Annotated in this window: 16 protein-coding genes; 5 read left to right on the top strand and 11 right to left on the bottom strand. The window is 35.4% G+C overall.

Features of this window, described 5'->3' with window-relative positions:
• Nucleotides 1-27: 27 nt before the first annotated feature.
• The 6 genes from RT723_RS01330 to tssB all read right to left on the bottom strand — a co-directional run bounded on the left by RT723_RS01330 (nt 28) and on the right by tssB (nt 5,485).
• Complete coding sequence (locus RT723_RS01330) at nt 28-690, bottom strand: DotU family type IV/VI secretion system protein (protein WP_216055691.1); 663 nt, start codon at nt 688-690, stop codon at nt 28-30.
• Nucleotides 691-699: 9 nt separating this feature from the next.
• Nucleotides 700-2,091 (bottom strand): type VI secretion system baseplate subunit TssK, encoded by a 1,392-nt coding sequence (gene tssK, locus RT723_RS01325; protein ID WP_315945576.1) that lies wholly within the window; start codon nt 2,089-2,091, stop codon nt 700-702.
• A gap of 49 nt (nt 2,092-2,140) precedes the next feature.
• Nucleotides 2,141-2,836, bottom strand: coding sequence for a type VI secretion lipoprotein TssJ (locus RT723_RS01320; RefSeq protein ID WP_315945575.1), 696 nt, complete (start codon nt 2,834-2,836; stop codon nt 2,141-2,143).
• Nucleotides 2,837-2,900: 64 nt separating this feature from the next.
• Complete coding sequence (tssD, locus tag RT723_RS01315; RefSeq protein WP_216055688.1) at nt 2,901-3,446, bottom strand: type VI secretion system tube protein TssD; 546 nt, start codon at nt 3,444-3,446, stop codon at nt 2,901-2,903.
• A 67-nt stretch (nt 3,447-3,513) separates the two neighbouring features.
• Nucleotides 3,514-4,968 carry a type VI secretion system contractile sheath large subunit gene (gene tssC / locus RT723_RS01310; protein WP_216055687.1) on the bottom strand — a complete coding sequence of 485 codons (1,455 nt, stop codon included), beginning with the start codon at nt 4,966-4,968 and terminating at the stop codon, nt 3,514-3,516.
• A gap of 28 nt (nt 4,969-4,996) precedes the next feature.
• Complete coding sequence (gene tssB, locus RT723_RS01305) at nt 4,997-5,485, bottom strand: type VI secretion system contractile sheath small subunit (RefSeq protein ID WP_216055686.1); 489 nt, start codon at nt 5,483-5,485, stop codon at nt 4,997-4,999.
• Between the two features lie 734 nt (nt 5,486-6,219).
• On the opposite strand from tssB, the gene RT723_RS01300 reads away from it, so the two are divergent.
• Entirely contained in the window at nt 6,220-7,413 is a 1,194-nt protein-coding gene (locus RT723_RS01300; protein WP_315945574.1) for an SPOR domain-containing protein, read from the top strand.
• Nucleotides 7,414-7,464: 51 nt separating this feature from the next.
• On the opposite strand, the gene RT723_RS01295 is transcribed toward RT723_RS01300, so the two are convergent.
• Nucleotides 7,465-10,002, bottom strand: coding sequence for an EAL domain-containing protein (locus tag RT723_RS01295; RefSeq protein WP_315945573.1), 2,538 nt, complete (start codon nt 10,000-10,002; stop codon nt 7,465-7,467).
• A gap of 159 nt (nt 10,003-10,161) precedes the next feature.
• Between RT723_RS01295 and RT723_RS01290 the strand changes: the two genes are divergently transcribed.
• Together RT723_RS01290 and RT723_RS01285 are read left to right on the top strand one after the other, a co-directional pair.
• Nucleotides 10,162-10,575 carry a hypothetical protein gene (locus RT723_RS01290; protein ID WP_315945572.1) on the top strand — a complete coding sequence of 138 codons (414 nt, stop codon included), beginning with the start codon at nt 10,162-10,164 and terminating at the stop codon, nt 10,573-10,575.
• Nucleotides 10,576-10,586: 11 nt separating this feature from the next.
• Complete coding sequence (locus RT723_RS01285) at nt 10,587-11,036, top strand: YchJ family protein (protein ID WP_315945571.1); 450 nt, start codon at nt 10,587-10,589, stop codon at nt 11,034-11,036.
• Nucleotides 11,037-11,153: 117 nt separating this feature from the next.
• On the opposite strand, the gene ppsA is transcribed toward RT723_RS01285, so the two are convergent.
• Nucleotides 11,154-13,550, bottom strand: coding sequence for a phosphoenolpyruvate synthase (gene ppsA / locus RT723_RS01280; protein ID WP_315945570.1), 2,397 nt, complete (start codon nt 13,548-13,550; stop codon nt 11,154-11,156).
• Between the two features lie 153 nt (nt 13,551-13,703).
• Here ppsA and ppsR point away from each other — a divergent pair, with 153 nt between their 5' ends.
• Complete coding sequence (gene ppsR / locus RT723_RS01275) at nt 13,704-14,516, top strand: posphoenolpyruvate synthetase regulatory kinase/phosphorylase PpsR (RefSeq protein ID WP_315945569.1); 813 nt, start codon at nt 13,704-13,706, stop codon at nt 14,514-14,516.
• 35 nt (nt 14,517-14,551) lie between these two features.
• Here the strand turns inward: ppsR and RT723_RS01270 are convergent, their stop codons facing one another.
• From RT723_RS01270 to RT723_RS01260, 3 genes are all read right to left on the bottom strand, one after another.
• Nucleotides 14,552-15,322, bottom strand: a complete 771-nt coding sequence (locus RT723_RS01270; RefSeq protein WP_315945568.1) for a heparan-alpha-glucosaminide N-acetyltransferase — start codon at nt 15,320-15,322, stop codon at nt 14,552-14,554.
• Between the two features lie 103 nt (nt 15,323-15,425).
• Nucleotides 15,426-16,778: a class II 3-deoxy-7-phosphoheptulonate synthase gene (locus RT723_RS01265; RefSeq protein WP_216055679.1), complete on the bottom strand. Its 1,353-nt coding sequence runs from the start codon at nt 16,776-16,778 to the stop codon at nt 15,426-15,428.
• Between the two features lie 12 nt (nt 16,779-16,790).
• Nucleotides 16,791-17,264, bottom strand: a complete 474-nt coding sequence (locus RT723_RS01260) for a low molecular weight protein-tyrosine-phosphatase (protein WP_315945567.1) — start codon at nt 17,262-17,264, stop codon at nt 16,791-16,793.
• A gap of 305 nt (nt 17,265-17,569) precedes the next feature.
• Here RT723_RS01260 and RT723_RS01255 point away from each other — a divergent pair, with 305 nt between their 5' ends.
• Nucleotides 17,570-18,934 carry an MATE family efflux transporter gene (locus RT723_RS01255; RefSeq protein ID WP_315945566.1) on the top strand — a complete coding sequence of 455 codons (1,365 nt, stop codon included), beginning with the start codon at nt 17,570-17,572 and terminating at the stop codon, nt 18,932-18,934.
• The last annotated feature ends 30 nt before the right edge of the window (nt 18,935-18,964 follow it).

Here is an 18,964-nt window from a genome sequence, read left to right as displayed (position 1 = left end):
TTTTTATTAATTATTATTGAATTTCTGTTACACAGAAATAACTAAAAAACTTGCTAAATCAAGTATTTGCTTCTTGAACATAAAAAAACAAATGACTAAAACTAAAATAGGACCGCCATATAAAAGGCTAGAAAAATTCTTTGCTACCTTAACCTTCCCAGCTACGGTTTTACGGGCAAAAGCACTCGGAAATAATGATTCACTGGATATCGCTTCGTCGTCATTTAGTAACTGATAATTATCATGTTTTATAATATCCAAAGCGGATTGAGCGCCTTCACCGTAAAACTTGCCTGAGAAACCGATAGACATACAATAAAAATAAACTTCTCTTATATCCCTTTCGGCTGGGTTAAATGGATTTAATTGATCTAACTTATTAAAAAATTCAATCCCCGCATTAGACGTATCAAAATAACGTTTTTGTAATAAGGATTTAACCCATTCCTTGCGACCATGCCAATTTGCACTCACAAGTTTTTCATCTATCAGTGCAATCGCCGCATATAACGCAATTTGGTATTGTTTTTCAGAATACCCACCATCAAATGCTCTTGCTTTAAGACTATCAATCTGGCTTATAATATGACTTTGAACCGTTGCAAACTCGATTGTTTCACCTTTTTCACTATCGGCAATCATGTCCAAAGTGTAGGCAAAACTAGGTGCAAAACAATCAATTAAACGCATAGTAACTCCCTACCCTCTGACTAAAACAGTTTCAACATTTAAATCTTCAGGCGCATCGTCCCACTGAAGTGAAAGTTTTCCTTCCTCTTCAACTAATTTCCATTTTTCACTGTTTCTACTAATGGTAAAATAGGTCACTTTTGAACGACGTTCTAGACCAGTCGGTTGTTCGCTGAGGTGTTCAAATGGTATTCCTGGAATGGCTCTTTCTACATAAATATCAACTTGGCTATTTGAACCCAACTTAGCGAATCGGTTAAATGAAGTGATAAATTCACTAAATGGAGTGGCTGTTTCAAGCACTATGTACATACTGTGTTGTTTAGCGAAGAAATCGTTTGGTAATTGGCAACTAAACCTACCAGCTTCATCTTTGGTAAATTTAACTAATAACTCTGGACTTACTGTTAGTTCATCAAGCAAGGTTATGGCTATATTTTTTGCTAATGAAAAACTGTTACCTAAATTTTTATGCTGGTACTTTGGTAAATCGACTCCGGTCTCAAAAGTTTCACCGAGTAAGTTTACCTTGTCTGAAAATGTACTCAATTCACCAACTAGCGATCTGATTAATCCATAAATTTCTAATGGATGTACCACACTATTTTCAAGATGGTGATTTAACATAGGCGCGTACCTAGCTATTACACGTAATGCTGCTCTGTAACGTTCTGCAACAGGATTAAATTCTGCAGCTCGTGACGTTGGGTTACTTTTATAGTTTTCTAATTGTTTAGAACGACCGACTAATTCATCTCTAATGTCTTTTACAGTAGACATTAAAATAGATGAACCACGCATTGAAATACTTGGAGGAATAAACGAACTGCTAAAGTGCGCTTCATCTTCATGCTGTTCTATTACAGCAATTGGAATCGTAACGAAATTATTCGATGAAGAAACTTCTTCATTAAACAATACAGTAACCGCATATTTCATGGTTTTTAGATGACTAGAGACTTTACCCTGATGTAAATCATGGAATTCTTCACCTTCGACTAAGGAGACAAAGCGAGTGGTTATATTGGGATTACTGTCATAATTTGTGACAACCGTAACATTACTTTGATCATCGGCTAATTTAGCTAAGCCTAAATACACTTCCAATGGTTTAGTTCTATCTATCCAAACGCTATCAAAGTTTCTAGAAATAATATGGGCATTTTCAGGTATGTTAGTGAATGTTCCGTCTTCAAAGATAATTTCAGCACCTTTGATTGAAAACTGACCTCGATTTAATGCGGCATCATCAAGTTGTAACGAAGACACTCCCCAAGGATATGAGCTAAATTGTGCCATATATTGCACGATACTTTGCTGCATATGAAGCGAGTTATACTGAAAGTGCTGAGGCTGTAGGAACAAGCCTTGATGCCAAAGAAGCGGTTTATTAAAATTCACCTGATTACCCTATACAATGTAATTTAATTTTTGGTATTTTTTATTTGCTCTACTGAGCTATCATTCTTAAACGAGATATTTTTGTTACACCAAGATCTACCCAAGCTTTTATCCTTGCAGCTTCTGTTACTGCTGGTTCAGCAAAAGGATTTAGGTCACTAAAAGTAAAGTTTTCAGTTGCGAATCTATTTTTTACTGCAGGAACTTCAAATATTCTGATATTTTCACCGGACTTCATAGTGAAATAGCCAGTCACAATTGCAATGAATCGAGTTTCTTTAAACCTATCAACAACCAGAGTTTCAACATCGTTTGGTGAAATTGTTAATTCATTAATAGCTACAATACTTGGATCAATTTTTCCTGACGATAACAATTCTCGATTACCAGCAGGTGTTTTAATAATATCTTTAAAAAACTTAAGATCGGTTAACTGATAAACCTTTAAATACAAACTATGAGGTTTACCCAAATGTAAGTTCAAATGTTGAGGTGATTCGAATCTAAATACAAACGACTGATTTTCAAATCCCCAGTTAGCAAACTCTGGTAACGCTTGTTCACCATCTCTATAAATCCATTTATTTTTTGAGTCTTTCCAAATCCAATCATTTTCAGATTTATTGGAATCATCAATCGTAATTGGAGGAACATCTTCAATCGTACCCTTCCATTCAGTTAGCTGTGTTGCACAACCAGATAAAGCGAGCAAAATAATTATTAAACTCGAAACACGTAAATCCATACTATTTAATCACCAAGGGTAGAGAAAAACGCACTTAATAATTTAAGTGCGTTTATTTTTTGATTTAGTCGTCAAATGCAACTAATTCAACATTTTCACCATTTGCAGATGAATCAACACATTCTGTACCACAAACATCATGTTTCCAGGCAACTGCGTTAAAACTGAATTGTAGAGTTTCCGTTGCCATGTAGTGATCGTTTGCAGGATCCATTGCATTTGGAGAGACAGTTTCGATACTGATCAATTTAGCTTCAGCCATCTTTAATTGAAAATAGCGTACAGGTTCACCACCACTGGTTTCATCTGGAGAACGGTAAAATTCAACATGAATGTTAAGGTCGGTAGGTTGAGATAAAAGCTGGGCTAAAATTGGACTGCTTTTATCAATTAATTTTGTAAATTCTAGATATTCATGACGTCTTACACCAGTAACCTGGCCATTACGTCTATCGATTGGCAATATGCTTTTTTGGGCAAAAGCCTGAGCAAATATTTTATCAACATGCTCTTCTTTATAATAAGAACCGATACTTTCTTTAGAAGAAGCACCTTCAGTTAAGTTATTACCTTCAGCGTCTTCAATTGTAATAAAAATTTCATTTGGCATTAGAATATTCCTTATTTATTTAAATGTACTTTAATTAATAATGCCTAGCATTCACTAGGCATTAGTATTAATTGCGATCCAGCATTCCACTAAGTGAAAGTGTAAAATTAGCACCCATGAATTTAAAGTGTGGAGTCACACTTAAAGAAACTGTGTACCAACCAGCCTCACCTTTAACTTCAGACACCGTTAGTTCTGCATTTCTTAACGGTCTGGCACTTCTTGTTGCCGGTGATGGATTCTCTTGGTCAGCCACATAACGGCGTAACCATTTGTTAAGTTCTGTTTGTAAGTCAGCTCTTGTTTTCCAACTGCCTAAATTTTCGCGTTGTAAAACTTTTATATAATGAGCTAAACGGCAAACAATAAATAAATAAGGTAACTGAGTACCAAGTTTATAATTTAATTCAGCTAATTGACCTTCTTCATCATTACCAAACTTAATCGCTTTTTGAACAGCATTGGATGAGAAAAATACGGCATGATCTCCACCTTTACGAAGTGTCAGTGGAATAAAACCTAACTCGGCTAATTCATATTCTTTACGATCTGAAATAACGACTTCAACAGGACCGCGTATTTCATCAGACCCATCAACATCAACTACGTCGATAGCTAAGTCTTCAACTGCACCACCAGATTGTGGACCTATAATATTAGGACACCATCTAAATTCAGCAAAACTAGCCACTAAACGACTCGCATACGCATATGCTGCGTTACCCCATAAGTAATCACCTTTTTCGGTAATTGTCTCTTTATAGTTAAAGTTACGAACTATCGCATCTTCACCATACGTTGGACGTAACATAAATTTAGGTAGCGTTAATCCAACATATCGAGCATCGTCAGTTTCTCTAAATGAGCGCCATTTGGTATAAGGTGCACCATCAAAGATGGATTCCAATTCTTTAAGAGAAGGTAATTCACTGTAATCGTCAATACCAAAAAATTCATTACTCGCTGATGCAATAAACGGAGCGTGAGTCATCGCCGAAACTGCGCTTAAATTTTTAAGCAAGTCGATATCTGTGCCTTTTTGATTAAACGAATAATCACCAATGATTACACCAAATGGTTCACCACCAAATTGTCCATATTCATCGGTATATACACGTCGATATAAACCCGTTTGTGTTATTTCTGGCGCATCTTCAAAATCTTCAGCTAAATCATCTTTTGTAGCGTTAAGGATTTGAACTTTAATATTTTGAGAGAAATCAGTGCGGTTAACGAGGAAATTTAAACTTGCCCAAGGTTTTTCTAACTCTTGGAATGTTTCATTGTGTAAAATCGCATCCATTTGAGCACTTAGACGAAGATCTAATTCTTCAATCAACTGGTCAACAAACGACTTGTCAACTCTAACTGTTGCTTGATCACGGTCTAAAACTTCTTTTAATAATACTTCTACGCCTTGTTTTACAACAGGATAGCTTTCGTCACTTTGGGAAATTTTTGTGAAACCTAAGATTTCATCAACCAACGTCCCTTCTATAACTTCTTCTTTTGTGGTTACCATATCTATACCTTTAGAGTGAAATCTAGATTTATGCGTCTGGATTAATTTCTTGAATTAATCGACCTCTAATAGATTCGTCAGAAATCATTGACTGTATGCTCTTACGCATACTAGGTACATTTCCTAACGGTCCTTTTAATGCTTTTAATGCTGTACGTAATTCAATAACTTTCTTTAATTCAGGAATGCTATTTACTAATTGATCTGGGGATAGGTCTTTGAGGTTTTTAGGATTAAGTTTTATTTCAAATTCTTCAGCATCGTCAGTGAGATGATTAGGTACCGTGAATTCAGCACTTAGGTCCATTGAGGACATCACTTCATCAAAGTTATTTTTGTTCACATTGATGATGTCTCTGTCTTCCATAATTCGGTCGTCTGGTTTAGTCGTAAAATCACCTAATACTAAGACTTTCATTGGTAATTCAATGGAAGCAGTTGCATCCCCAACGGCCGGTTTATAGGAAATATTAACACGTTCTTTCGGGGCGACTGATCCCCCTTTACTTTTACTCATGATTACTCCGTTAACTTAAAGCTTATATGTTTAAAATATATTCATTATGATTTGACAACTAAATTCACTACTAATCTTAAAATTGAGCAAAAAAGTCATCGGACAATCAATGAGTCAAATGTATGATTCGTCAACTAAAGAAAAGTTAAAATACGTACATCATATAAAAATCTTAATATCTAGGTTCAAAAATACGCCTCTAAATATATAAAGTGGTAAAAATCTAGCCTATATTTTTACTTAGGTAAAGGGATCATTTGGGTTAGTTTCTAATTATATTTTGTTTAAAATAAAAACTATTGATTATATACATACTAATTACTCTATTTGACCACTTGTTCAAAATACGTCAAAACCTTAAAGAATAAGCGTTAGAAAGATTTTTATGTTTGTTCGTTATTCCTGTAGTGTAATCAATAACTTGACAATAATATTGCAAAACAATGAGGTCTTACCAGTTGATAAGTTGCTATTATTAAATTAATCGATTTCTTTCAAATTATATAAATACAATTTTGACGCAAAACTTGACTGGTTATTGATATATCTCACTATTAAAGCGGTGCAAAAACATTTACACTAAATTGGTTAATTGTTTCACTGTATTGTTGCGGTATGGTTTTAACAGGTATTTTTGCTAAGGGATAACATGGCTAAATTAAAAAAATTTATATTACTCTATTAACTTCCCCCTATTATTTTCAACGTCTGCTATTTGTGCAAAAAATGATGATATGGAAGTCACTGAATTAATAAAAAGCCCCTTTAGTTTTCAACTTACTGGATTATATTCTGATCACTTCTCAAGTTCAGGCGTTAAAATGGAGCTGGGTTATAAACCTAGTACAGAAAGTGGTTTCATAATAAATGTAGGCATAGATCATTTATCCGACTTAAGTTATAAGTTAAGTAATGTTGATTTTAAACATGACTTTACTAATTTACGTTGGTCAACAGGATATAAATTTGAATTGACCAATGACTTTAGTATTACTCCAAGCATTGGGTTGGCCGTAAATGCTTTAGAGGTTAAACAAATTTCCTTAGACTCAGGTACCACACAAGGTTATAGCAACCTGACATTTTCATATGATGTATCAGATTCATTTAGTATTGTACTTGAAGGAAGTTATGATTTTGGTTCAAATGTGTTAACCGATTCTAGCGCTGTAGGTTTAGGGTTTAAATACACTCCAAGTCATCGAGCTCCTGTATCCACTTTTAAAAATGAAAGTGCTGAGCCAATACAAACGGTAAGTACAACCCTTGATACCGATTTAACCAGTGATGTTAAAACCGATTCACCGTTAATTGAGGACACACTTCCTATCACCACTGCGCCGAGTATATTAGCCAGCTCTGTAACTGGTGTAATTGACGATACTTTAATCAATAGTCAAGTTGAAGAACTAGCGCCTGAAGAAAGTAGCATGCTTGTACAAGATACATTTGAAGATATGCCCTTTACTATTCAGATTGGTGTATTTAAGAACATAGATTCCGTAAATCTATATCTAAAACAAAATAATATTGCAGAAGTTCAGACATATACTAGGGAAATAAACGGCTTAATAAAAATCTATTATCAAGGATTTGAAACTAAATCATCTGCGTCTGTATCGTTAAGAAAACTGAAGGGAATGGGAGTGGATGGATTTATCGTCAATACCCCAGTTAAACAAACAACCACTAAATTTGTGAGTATGGGTAGCTTTTACGCCGTTCAATTAGGTAGTTTTAGTACATTAAGTTCAGCTGACCCAATCATCACTAAATTACAAAGTTTAGATAAACAAACGTTTATAAAACAATCCGGTGAATTGATGAAATTATATACGGGTAAATTTCAACAAAAAGCCAATGCAGAAACTGAATTGGCACAACTGAAAGTAAATGATATAAACGGATTTGTCACTAAGCTAAACTAATAACATATAAAACACACGGCTCTGTTATGAGTCGTCTTCCCTTTAAAAAACTCAACTGAAACTGTTCTTGATGGATTCCTCATCCAACCATTCAACATATGCTTCAAATGGCAAAGGTTTGGAAATATGGTAACCTTGGGCCCATTCACAGTTCAACGACTTTAACAGAGTCAATGTCTTCTGATCTTCAACCCCTTCAGCGACCACTTCTAACCCAAGACTTTTAGCCATTTTTATAGTTGCGGACACAATCGTAAAATCTTTGTCCGATTGATCTAAATTCTTAATGAATTCTCTATCTATTTTTAGTTTGTCAAAAGGATGTTTACTGACATACGTTAACGAAGAGTAACCGGTGCCAAAGTCGTCAATGGCTAGGCAAAAACCTATGTCTTTTAATTCAAGCATGTTACGTGTGAATTTTTTTGTATCTGTCACTGACACCGTTTCCGTCAGTTCTAATACAAACATATCAGCGCGTAATTGATACCTTTCTATGGTTCTTATTAAATAAGAGATAAAGCCATTATGCATTACGTCATGAACCGACATATTGACCGATACAATATGATTGTCGATACCTAACTTCATCAGCTCAACTAGGTGCTCACAACTTTTATTAAATACCCATTCGCTTAGCTTATTAATGATCCCTGTGTCTTCTGCAATTCTTACAAACTCATCAGGAGGAATGAAGCCATAATTAGGATGACTCCAACGTAATAGCACTTCACTGCCGACAACCATACCTGTTGAAGTAGAAGTCTGAGGTTGATGGTAAAGCTGCAATGACCCCGCTTCAATCGCCGTTTGTAAATCTGACGCTAGCATAACTTTTCTTTGATCATTATTATTTACATGATCATTATAAATACCGTGCAAATTACCATTTCCAATGGCTAATTCGATAGCTTGCTGCGCTTTATTAACAAGCTCATTGGTATTATTAATTCTACTGGTATAAGTAGAAGCCCCTATTAAACATTTAATATTCAACGACAATTCACCACTGTTGTAGGTAATTGGTTGTTGAGCGGCAAACTGACTCATAACATTATTAAGTAAATGTTCATCATTACTTGATACTAAAAATGCAAAGACACCTTCACGGATCATTGCCATTTTCATATACTGAGAGTCTTTATCTATGTCGATTAATAACAGTTCATTGCTTAATTCAGTTTCAACATCACTGACAAATTGATAAACAATTGATTTTAAGCTTTCTTTAGGTAAATAAGGCACTATCGATTCATATTTTGAAATAGATACGATCATTATTGAAAAAGAAGGCTCATTTGATTTCTCAGTTAATCCTTTAACGGCTACTTCTAGTGAATTACTATTAGCAAAACCAAATAAGTGATCGTGTGATGCTTGATACAATCTATCATTTTCACTGGTTCTTAACCTATGAGCTAATGCCATAGCCATAAAGGTTATTTCAAAAACAACGCCCAGCAAAAGCGCATGTCGAGACCAAAAACTGTATTCAAGATTTCCAGTTAATAATAAAGGGCCTACTGCCGTTCCGACAAGAAGCGGAAGCCAAGAAAAAATATAAAAATTGGCCCATTTAACCCCTTCTTTTAATCTTGTATACATCATAGTTACAGCTAAACCATAGAGTAATATCTGTAAACTGAAAAATATTTGTGCAGCTATATATTCCACAACAAATACTGATATCACAGAGAGTACTAGGTATGAATAACTAAGATAGTTGACATAACGTGTGACCTTTCGCTCTGGTTCTTCATTAAACTTCAAATAATGAGAAGCAAACATCAAAGTAAAGTAACCTAAAAGGTAGTTAATGGAGATAATATTTTTGGAGAAAAAGTCGAATAATGGCAGTGACATGATGTAGACACCATAGCCATGAACGGTAGCCAGTTCGATTAAAAATATAGCGATATAACCGATATAAAGAAGATACAACTTTTCTCTAGTGCCAATAAATAAAATTAAGTTATACACTGACATCACAGCAACAATACCAATAAATGCCCCCCATAAAAGGTAAACGGCATCTTTATATCGATAAAAGTTTTCACTGTCATATATAGAAATAGGTACATTAGCTGCACCCGTTGTTGTTGTGTAAATTAAAAACGAAGTTTGTTGCCCGGCCTCTAATTCAACATTAAAATTGGGAAGTGCTATATCTAAAATTATATTGTCTAGATTACTGTCACCTAAAGACCTTACTAACTTGTATTCCCCCTCTTTTAATTGATGAACATTAATAATATCAATCATAGAGTTATCTAAGAATACAATTAATTCTCTAGAATGATTTAACACATTTTTTATATCAATTTGATACCAAAATCCTATTTCACCAAAACTCACCTTTGCTTTGTTTAATGGTAATTCGTCAAAGTCATCTAATTTATCGACAACATCATTTAGGGATAATTGGTTAGTTTTATCTGTGAAGAACTTATGCCTGATGTCTATGCTGATATCATCTTCACTTAGTGCAAGTTTACTGATGTCAGTAAAAGAGTTTCCTATCCCAAACAGGAACAACAAGATTGGGAATAAAATGAACAAAACGAACATCCATTTATTAAATTTGCTCATTGGTTAAACGTGCTCCAACCTAAATTATTAATATAAACATATTCTTAGTATAGCAAATATGCAATTTTAATATTAATTAAGCTGTAAAAAAAGTGTTGTGTTTTACTACTGGATAAACTACTGTACATAAAACCACTGTTAACAAATACAGGAATAATGATGGATATATTTAATACAGAGTCTAAACATTTAGTAGAAACCATACTTTTAAACACCCCTTCTGAAGATGATTTAAATTCTCACTTTGAATTAATTAAAATCATTAAACGTTATGAATATTGTTGTGGTTGGACCCTATTAATAGCGCCTGATCATTTACCTAAAAAAGATATTTTAACCCATCATAATATTAATTTAGATAAAGTACTGATCGTTCATAAAAAACATTGTACAGATATACTTTTCACTGCATATCAAGGTCTAAGAAATGAAAATTGTTCAGCGTTAGTGATCTGGGATGGTTTAATTAACCAAAGTGAATATGCTCTATTAAACGCAAAAGCAAAATCAGTAAATACCGCACTTTACTTACTTAATAAAAACACTCATGATCAAGCCATTGTTCATCATTAAAATTTGTCATTATGCTGTGTTATTGTAAGTCTGGGGATAGCTACTCTGATTGTTGTGAACCTATAGTAAAAGAAGAAAAATCGGCATCTGATTTTGAACAATTAATGCGTTCGCGTTATTCAGCGTTTGCTATTGGCAACACTAGCTATTTAATTAATACAAGTTCTGACCGATTATTAACCACTTTTTCTGAACAAGACTTAATTGAAACCTGTTCCACATGTCAGTTTGTACATTTGGATGTGGTAGATTTTAAAGATAATACTGTTGAGTTTATTGCTCATTTATTGATAAATGATGAATATCATAAAATACATGAACGTTCGACGTTTATTAATGATAATAATAAGCTGAAATACGACACAGGCCTGTTATTTGAAACTCCAATAATAAAGTTAAAAAGAAATGATAACTGCCCTTGTCAGTCGGGTAAAAAATACAAAAAATGTCATATGGATTAATTTCATTTTCCCTTCCTACTTTCACAATGTTCAGTTCATTATCAGTTAAGCGAAAAAAACACGATGTAATTCACTCACACCGTGCTTCCTAAAACGTTAACTAACAACTCAAATAGGTTAGTTAACTTTTTGTTGTTCCGCTAGATATAACCAGGTTTCAAGTACTGTATCAGGGTTTAACGATACAGAATCAATGCCTTGTTCAACTAGCCATTCGGCGAAATCTTCATGATCAGATGGACCTTGACCACATATGCCAACGTACTTACCTTTTTCTTTACACGTTTTGATTGCCATTGAAAGTAACATCTTAATGGCTTCATCACGTTCATCGAATAAGTGTGCTATTAAACCAGAATCTCTATCCAAACCAAGCGTTAGCTGAGTTAAGTCATTCGACCCAATTGAAAAGCCGTCAAAGTACTCCAAAAATTGATCTGCTAACAATGCATTAGATGGCAATTCGCACATCATAATTACACGTAAACCATTGTCACCACGTTTTAAACCATGCTCAGTTAACAATTCACTGACTTTTTTGGCTTCACCTACGGTTCTAACAAATGGGATCATCACTTCTACGTTAGTGAATCCCATGTCGTTACGTACGCGTTTTAACGCCTCACATTCCAATGCAAAACACTCTCTGAAGTCATCAGAAATATAACGTGCGGCACCACGATACCCAATCATTGGGTTTTCTTCTTCTGGTTCGTACTGCTCACCACCAACCAAATTGGCATATTCATTAGATTTAAAATCAGACATTCTTACGATTACTTTTTCTGGATAGAAGGCTGAAGCTAAAGTAGCAACACCTTCTTTGATTTTATTAATATAAAATTCAACCGGAGACTCATAACCTGCAATTAACTCATCAATTTCTTCTTTAAGGTCTGCATCTTGTTTTTCATAATTTATTAATGCTTTTGGATGAACACCTATCATTCTATTAATAATAAATTCAAGTCGCGCTAAACCAACACCAGCGTGTGGTAAACGTGCAAAATCAAAGGCTCTATCTGGGTTACCAACATTCATCATGACTTTAATTGGTAAGTCAGGCATCTCATCGACTTTGGATGTCACTACATCAAATGGCAAAATTTCACTATAAATAAAGCCAGTATCACCTTCAGCACAAGATACCGTTAATTGATCACCTGTTGTTAATGTCTCTGTTGCATTACCACAACCAACAACGGCTGGAATACCTAACTCACGCGCTATAATAGCTGCATGACATGTACGACCGCCTCGATTGGTAACGATAGCTGAAGCTCGTTTCATAATTGGTTCCCAATCAGGATCCGTCATGTCAGTCACTAATACATCGCCAGGTAAAATTTTGTCCATTTCAGCAATTGAATTTAAGACTTTAGCCGTACCTGAACCTACTTTGTGACCAATAGCTCGACCTTCACAGATAACGGTACCACGTTGTTGTAATTGGAATGTTTCTATGACATTCGTTTCTTCATTGCTACGTACTGTTTCAGGTCTTGCTTGTACTATATATAACTGACCATCTAAGCCATCTTTAGCCCACTCAATGTCCATTGGGCGACCATAATGTTTCTCGATGATCACTGCTTGTTTAGCCAGTTCCATCACCTCATCTTCGGTTAATGAGAACTGATTACGTTTAGCCACATCAACATCTTCAATTTTGACTTGTTTACCATGACCTTGGTCTTCAGAGTAGGTCATTTGAATTGCTTTGCTTCCCATGGTTTTACGTACAACGGCAGGTCTATTTGCTGTTAAAGTTGGCTTATGCACATAAAACTCATCTGGATTAACTGCGCCCTGAACGACCATTTCACCTAAACCATAAGCAGAAGTGACAAATACAACATCTTCAAAACCAGATTCAGTATCAATTGAGAATAAAACACCTGAAGATGCTAAATCTGAACGTACCATACGTTGTACGCCCGCAGATAAAGCCACACCTTTATGGTCATAACCTTGATGTACACGGTATGAAATGGCTCGGTCATTAAATAACGATGCATAAACGTGTTTCACTGCCACTTTAATTGCATCTAATCCTTTAACATTTAAAAACGTTTCTTGTTGACCGGCAAATGATGCATCAGGCATATCTTCTGCAGTAGCAGATGAACGAACAGCAAAAGAGGCTTGTTCGCCTAATTCACCAGCAAGCTGAGTGTAAGATTCGGATATAGCTTGCTCTATATTGTCTGTAAACGGAGTTTCGATTATCCAGTTGCGGATTTGCTCACCAATTTTTGCAAGCTCATTAACATCTTCTACATCTAGAGTGTCCAACACATCATGAATACGTTTTTCTAATCCACTCTGCTCTAAAAATTCATTAAAAGCATAAGACGTTGTTGCAAATCCACCCGGTACTTTTACTCCCGCATTAGCCAAATTGCTGATCATCTCGCCTAACGACGCATTTTTACCACCAACTTGATTTACATCGTTCATTCCTAATTGCTGATACCAAATCACATATTGTTGGGCCGTTTGTTGATTTTGCACTAGGCTGTCTCCAAGATTTTAGTTGCGTTAAAATTAGTGTTCTGTATTTTGTATTATTACAAGGTCACTTACAAAGAGACTGCATTCTACACCGAGTTTTTGGTCGGGTAAAATGTAATTAATTTTGTTAATTTATTACTACAAGAGAAAATAATGTCCCACACAGCCTTTTATATATCAGACGGAACAGCAATTACAGCTGAAGTCATTGGACATGCGACCTTATCGCAATACCCTATTGAAATTGAGCACATAACTAGCCCATTTATTGAAACTGAAGCGCAAGCATTACACTTGTGTGATCAGATAAATATTCGTTATAAAACAACAGGCAATCGCCCTTTTGTGTTTTTTACATTTGTTGAAAAAGCATTTAAGAGATTAATTAAGCAAACAGATAGTATTTGTTTTGATGTATTGAGTCCGTTTACTAAAGAGATTACCCAAGTATTAAATATTGAACCTACCCCTAAGTTACATAGAACTCATTCAATTCATGAAGAAAGTTATGATCACAGAATTGGCGCCATGAATTATGCTCTGGCTAATGATGATGGACAAACTACACAACATTACGATGATGCAGATGTGATCTTAGTTGGGGTTTCACGCAGTGGTAAAACGCCAACTAGCTTATACCTTGCATTACAATACGGTATTAAAGCCGCGAATTACCCATTTATCGAAGATGACATGGATGATTTGAAGTTATCAAATGATTTAAAACAAAATAAAAAGAAAATATTTGGCTTAACTATCGAACCTGCTCGATTAGCTGCAATCAGACACGAACGTTATGCAAACAGTAAATACGCATCAATACGCCAATGCAGAATGGAATTAAGAGAAGTAGAACGCATGTATAAGAAGAATAAGATCCCTTATATAAATACGACTCACTTCTCTGTTGAAGAGATTTCAGCCAAAGTTATTTCTGAAATGGGACTAGAAAGACATAAGTATTAATTGGTTTTTCCAGAATTAAAACCAAAGTTAATAACTTAATGTAGATATTCAATGGCATAAAAAACACCAAACATGATTGGTTGGTGTACTAAATAGATTACTAAGCTATTTTGTCCCATTTTTTCAATAGTTTGGTTAATCTTTCTCAATACAGCATTAGGGTGATTATTGAAGGTAAAAGCCCCTAATTTACGCCCTTTCTCCGACATAAACCAATGACCTAAAAACACGCCAACGAATACCGCACCTAACCAGGGAAACAAAGGCACAAAATCCAGTGCGGCTCTTTTCGTCTCAGCCATCCCAATCCAATGCAACCAAATAGAATTAAAGACTGGAAACGTTACGCTATGGCCAATTATAAAAATGGCAATACCAACAATTAGCGCTAACTTAGGTTTATTGATGATAGGCAATGCCAACCAACTCGCAACCAATATAAATTGTAATATGCCAAATATTGTTATTTTATTAGCTGCGATAAAGTAGCCAGAGCCTGATACAAATATACACGCGATAAATAACTGTAACGTTCGTTTATTTAAGCTTTTCCAATTAACACGTCGCTGATGGACGATGACTAAACTTACACCAACTAAAGTTAAAAAGCCTATTACTATGACATAACGAAATGGTATCCAAGGACCTTTACCAAAGGTGGTAACTATATAACCAAACAAATCTAAGTCATAACAGAAGTGGTAAATCACCATCAACAGTATACTGATCCCTCGTAACCAATCTATAAATGGTAATCGATGCGTTTTCTTAATACTTGGTTGATTTAAAGTAACGGTTTCAGACACAGCTTTTTCCAATACATCTATTTGTTAGTTAACTTTACAAAAAAAGCCAACTATTTGATAGTTGGCTTTTTAATTCTTATTAAATTAATACTAAAACTGAATGTTACGACTTTTTAGCATCTTTTAATGCATCCGTGATCAAGAAAGCAAGTTCTTGTACTTGATCTGCATTTAATCTTGGATCACATTGAGTTTTATAACGTTGAGACAAATCCGCCTCACTTAAGCCATAAGCCCCACCAGTACACTCAGTAACATGTTGCCCTGTCATTTCAAAGTGAACGCCACCGGCCCAACTGCCTTCCGATTTATGTACACCAAAGAACTGCTGGATTTCACGTAAAACAGAATCGAAGTTCCGCGTTTTATAACCATTAGACGCTTTAATCGTATTACCGTGCATTGGATCTGAACTCCAAACCACCTTACGCCCTTCAGATTCAACCTTACGAACTAGAGCTGGTAACTTTTCGGCTAATACATCAGCCCCCATTCGAGTAATTAAGGTTAAACGACCCGCTTCATTATTCGGGTTAATAGCATCTATCATACGAATCAGATCATCTGGGTCCATGCTAGGTCCGACTTTAACACCTACAGGATTATGAATGCCTTTAAAGAATTCCATATGTGCGTGATCTAATTGACGAGTACGTTCACCAATCCATAACATATGTGCAGAGCAATCATACCAATTGCCAGATAAGTGATCACGACGAGTTAAGGCTTGTTCATAATTTAATAACAATGCTTCATGTGAGGTGAATAATTGAGTTTCTTTAATACTAGGTGTCGTTTCTGACGTTAAACCAATGACTTCCATAAACTCTAACGTTTCTTTAATTCTATCCGCTAAATGTTGGTAACGTTCACGATTAGGGTTAGAGGCGACAAAACTCATGTTCCAGCGGTTTACTTGGTGTAAATCAGCTAACCCACCTTGAGCGAAAGCTCGTAATAAATTTAATGTAGATGCTGAATGATGATAAGCCGTGATCAAACGATTAGGATCGGGTTCACGAGCTTCTGGTGTGAATTCAAAGCTGTTAACGTTATCGCCACGATAACTCGGTAATGAAACACCATCAATCGTTTCTAAATCAGCTGAACGCGGTTTTGCATATTGTCCTGCAACACGTGCAATTTTAGTTACTGGTACTTTACCGCCAAACGTCAATACTACAGCCATTTGCAGCATAACTTTAAACGTATCTCTGATATTTGCCGCGTTAAAATCAGCAAACGACTCTGCGCAGTCACCACCTTGTAAAACAAACCCACGACCTTCAGCAACTTCACCTAATTGACGATGTAATTCTCTCGTTTCTTCAGCAAAAACTAGAGGCGGAAAGCTTTGCAATTGCTGTTCAACGTTTGATAATAATGTTTGATCTTTATAAGTTGGTTGTTGTTGGATAGGGAAATTTCTCCAACCATCCGGTGTCCAAATACTCACTGCGTCACCCTTTTATTTTGAGAGATAGTTAATTAAGCCATCACTGGCATCTTCGATTAAATCCAGAACGATTTCAAAGCCCTGATCACCACCATAATAAGGGTCAGGCACTTCATCGTAATCTGGATAATTTTCTGCATAGTCTAGAAACAAGTTTATTTTGTGTTGATAAATACTTGGGCATTTAGCCATTAAGTCTTGGTAATTGGCTTTATCCATGGCCAAAATATGATCATAAAATTCAAAATCGTCATTATTAACGGCTCTGGCAAATAAATCAGAAAAATCATAATTCCTTGCCAAACCATGTTTAATTGAACGTTTATCAGGCGTAGCACCAACGTGATACCCAGCGGTACCCGCACTATCCAAGATCACATTTAACTTGGTTTGTTTTAATTTTTGTCGAAATACAGCATGTGCAGTAGGAGAACGGCAGATATTACCCAAACATACAAACAATACAGATGTGTTTTTTCTAGCCATAATTAAAAACCAAAGCACCTATTATAAACTGATAAATACGACGTCTAACTTTAAGTAATAAACTTGATAATTCGAAAAACGAATTTCAACTAACTTATGCCCCGACTTTGCCATATAGGGCTGAATATAGAAACCTATAAATCAGTATTTTTAGAGTTTATGTACTATTAATTGATTTCTAGCAGCTACTAAGTTCAATAAAGGATAATCTGGGGCATGTTTTACCAATTAATTTACGCAAAACTGGTTTCAAATCAACATTCACTTCATAATGTATTTAGTTTTTGAATTTTATAAAGTTATTCATGAAAGTATTTGATTTCACCGAAGTAAAACACATTTTAAAGTTAGCCATTCCACTATTGCTGACCCAAATAACGGCAAGTTTAATGTTTTTTACGGACACGGTAATGGCAAGTAGAGCAGGACATGTTGACATGGCGTCTGTTTCTATCGCAACCGGTATTTGGTCTCCTGTTATATTTTCAGCGCAAGGTTTATTAATTGCAATCACGCCTGTCATCGCTCATTTGTTTGGTTCCAGTAAAAACAATAACAATCAGGCACAAATGGTATCAACTCTATTCCAAGGTGCTTATATCGCTGCTGCTATCACACTTGTTATTGTTTGTTTATTCCAGTTTGTTCATATACCGTTAGAAAACTTAGACTTAGAAACCGAATTGCATGATAAGTCTATTGGTTACTTAAATTATGTGGTTTGGGGCATATTACCCACCTGTTTATTTTTTGCGTTACGTGGTTTTTGCGAAGGCATTGGAGTGACAAAACCAGCATTAATCGTCAGTGTCATAGCACTTCTGGCGAATATTCCACTTAATTATATATTTGTATTTGGTAAGTTTGGTGCGCCGGAGTTAGGTGGCGCAGGCTGTGGTCTTGCAACGGCTATCGTACAATGGATAAGTTTAATCAGTTTGTTAATCTACTTTAATATTTCACGAAACTTAAAACCTTTTCAAATATTTAAGCACCCAGAGAAGCCGAATCCAGAAAGCATAAAAATGTTAACAAAATTAGGTACCCCTATTGCACTGTCTTTATTGTTCGAATCCAGTCTATTTGCTTTTATGGCCCTATTTATTGCCCCATTAGGTTCAATCGCAGTTGCTGGTCATCAAGTAGCATTTAGTTATAGTGCCGTTGTCTTCATGTTCCCATTAAGCTTGGCGATGGCTGCAACAATACGAGTTGGTTATTTAAAAGGTGTTGGTGATTTAGACAAGTTGAAATATTCCATCAAGACCTGTTTTTTCATGGCGGTAAGTTTTGGTACGTTAGTTATGTTAACCACCTTTTTCTTCCGTGAGCAGATCATCCTTATTTATACCTCAAAACCGGAAGTCGTTGCACTGGCAGCCAGCATATTAGTCATCACTGCTATATACCAACTACCCGATGCAATTCAAGTTATGGCCGCAGGCGTATTTAAAGGCTTAAAGATTACTAAACCTTTATTTTATATTACTTTTATTTCCTACTGGCCAATTGGCTTTACCTTAGGATATTTGTTAGGAAGAACTGACCACATAGTGCCAGCGATGGGACCCCAAGGTTTTTGGGTTGGTACGGTTATCGGCTTATCAACGGCATCAGTCTTGTTCTTAATATGGTTAAAGTTCACCATGAGTAAGCTTAAGTTAAGCTAATGATGTTAAATAGATAAACTACCTTATTTA

This window comes from Psychrosphaera aquimarina (assembly GCF_032461525.1).
Classification (GTDB): domain Bacteria; phylum Pseudomonadota; class Gammaproteobacteria; order Enterobacterales; family Alteromonadaceae; genus Psychrosphaera; species Psychrosphaera aquimarina.
The sequence above is the reverse complement of the archived record's forward strand: the minus strand, read 5'-3'. Positions and strand labels throughout refer to the sequence as shown.